At 63.9% G+C, this 2,349-nt stretch carries 2 protein-coding genes; both read right to left on the bottom strand.

The window, feature by feature from the left end; all coding sequences use genetic code 11:
• Positions 1-539 (bottom strand): ATP-binding cassette domain-containing protein (locus EOA24_RS34650; protein ID WP_127410625.1); only part of this gene is annotated, 539 nt, incomplete at its 3' end.
• A 162-nt stretch (positions 540-701) separates the two neighbouring features.
• Positions 702-1,718: a taurine ABC transporter substrate-binding protein gene (tauA, locus tag EOA24_RS34655; protein ID WP_126080329.1), complete on the bottom strand. Its 1,017-nt coding sequence runs from the start codon at positions 1,716-1,718 to the stop codon at positions 702-704.
• Positions 1,719-2,349 lie beyond the last annotated feature (631 nt).

Here is a 2,349-nt window from a genome sequence, read left to right on the forward strand (position 1 = left end):
GCCCACAGGTCGAGCAGCGTCGTCTGCATGCGCTCACGCGTCAGCGCGTCGAGCGCGCCGAGCGGTTCGTCGAGCAGAAGGAATTCGGGTTCTGCGGCCAAGGCTCGGGCAAGGCCGACGCGCTGGCGCATGCCGCCGGAAAGCTCCCAGATCCGCTTGTCGCCGGCGTCGGCGAGCTTGACCAGCGACAGCAATTCGTCGGCGCGGCGTGCTCTGCTATCGGCCGGGACGCCGCGCAGCCTAAGCGCGAAGGCCACATTTTCCCGCGCCGTCAGCCAGGGGAACAGCGCATCGTTCTGGAACACCACGGCACGATCGGAGCCGGGCCCGGTGATCGGCCGGCCGTCCACCGTGGCCAGGCCGCCCGCGGGCTCGACCAGGCCGGCGGCGACGTTGAGCAGCGAAGTCTTGCCGCAGCCGGAACGGCCGACCAGCACGACGAAATCGCCCTTCGCAATGTCGAGCGAAACCCGCTCGACCGCCGGCACCAGTTGGCCGTCATAATGGACGCTGATCTTGTCGAGGGTGAGATGCGTCATGCGGGCCTCTGCTGGATCAGGTGTTGGATCCTGGGGCCTGCCCCAAAGCCGCGCCTCGTAAGCGGCTTCGGGACAGGCAAGCGCAAGGCCAGGGAAGGAGGCCGCGCTTCCGAACAATCCCCGGAAAGGCGGTCATCCTTCCGGGAATCGCATGGAGAAGGCTCAGTTCGAGGCGAGCGCCTCGCTGGCATATTTCGCCGTCACATATTTCGAATAGTCGGGCAGCACGGCGTCGACCTTGCCCTGCTCCTTGAGGAAGGCGGACGCCGCCGCGACGGCCTTGACGGTTGCGCCGCCGAGGAACTTGTCCGAAGCCTGTTCTTCAAGCGACGGGAAGACATAGCCCTTGAGCAGCTCCGGCACCTCTTCCAGCTTGGCGCCGGTGAGCTTGGCGATCTTGCCGGCTTCCGGCGATGACACCGACCAGGCCTCCGGCTTGGCGAGGAACTTGGCATAGGCTTCGCCGGTCACCTTGACGAAGTCGCGCACGGCTTCGGGGTGCTTTTCGGCGAAATCGGTGCGCACGATCCAGGCGTCGAAGGTCGGCGCGCCCCAGGCGGCTACCTGCGAAGAGTCCAGCACCACCTTGCCGGACGTCTTCACCTGGCCGAGCGCCGGGTCCCAGACATAGGCCGCGTCGATGTCGCCGCGCGCGAAGGCGGCGGCGATCTCCGGCGGCCTCAGATTGAGGATCTGCACCGACTTCGGATCGACATTCTCATGCTTCAGCGCCGCGAGCAGGCTGTAATGCGTGGTCGAGACGAACGGCACGGCGACCTTCTTGCCGGCCAGATCCGCGACCTTCTCGATGCCGGAGCCGTTGCGGGCGACCAGCGCCTCCGACGGACCGATCAGCCCGACGACGAAGATGGTCTGGATCGGTAGCTCGCGGCTGGCGGCCGCGGCCAGCGGGCTAGAGCCGACATAGCCGATATCGACCGAGCCGGAGGCGATCGCGGCGATGACGTCGGCGCCGGAATCGAACTTGCGCCAGTCGATCGCCGCCTTGGTCGCCTTTTCATAGGCGCCGTCCGCCTGCGGCACTTTCGAAGGCTCGACCACCGTCTGGTAGCCGATGGTGATCTTGAGATCCTCGGCGCTGGCAGGGCCGAGCAGGGCGGCGCCGGCAAGAGCGGCGGCCGACGAAAGCAACAGATCGCGTCGTGAAAGGATTGACATTGAAAGGCTCCATAAACCCCTGAAAACTGGATTGCCTTTCTATCGTCCGTTAATTCTATCAGGTTTGTAGAGTTAAATCCTTCCAACGAAGGGCGCTTTGTTGGAAAAGTGTCGCCGGGTAACGGCGGAACGGGCGCAAAGGAACGGTCGCGGGGTTGGTGCGGGTGGACGCGGCGCCAGCCGCGCTCTTCGGTGCCCCCGGGTGGTTAGCAAAGCCCTCCTTCCAGTCGTCATTCTAGGGCGGAGCAAGGAGCGAAGCGACGCGCGCAGACCCTAGAATCCATGCCGTGAAATAGAAGAGATGCTGCGGTGCAGACCTATCTTTCGGCGGGGGTAGATAAGGGTTCTATTCTCTACCGTTGCACCTCTCGCGAAGGTAACGGCTAGGGTCTACGCGCCGCTTCGCGTCGCTCCGCCCTAGAATGACGAAGTCGTTGGGTTGGCGCTCCCTTTCAAAGATACCAAAGCGGACTCTCCGGGCTAGAATGACGACAGCGGATGCGGCGCCCTTCCACAATCGCGGCAGTCTGAACGAAAATCCTCCTGTCACCGGATTTCAGCAAATCCATGCTTCAAATCGCCGGCGAATTGGAACCATCATTTCGTGCCCAGCCCTCTTAGTATAGTAATC

The sequence above is a fragment of the Mesorhizobium sp. M2A.F.Ca.ET.039.01.1.1 genome, from assembly GCF_003998035.1.
Lineage (GTDB): Bacteria > Pseudomonadota > Alphaproteobacteria > Rhizobiales > Rhizobiaceae > Mesorhizobium.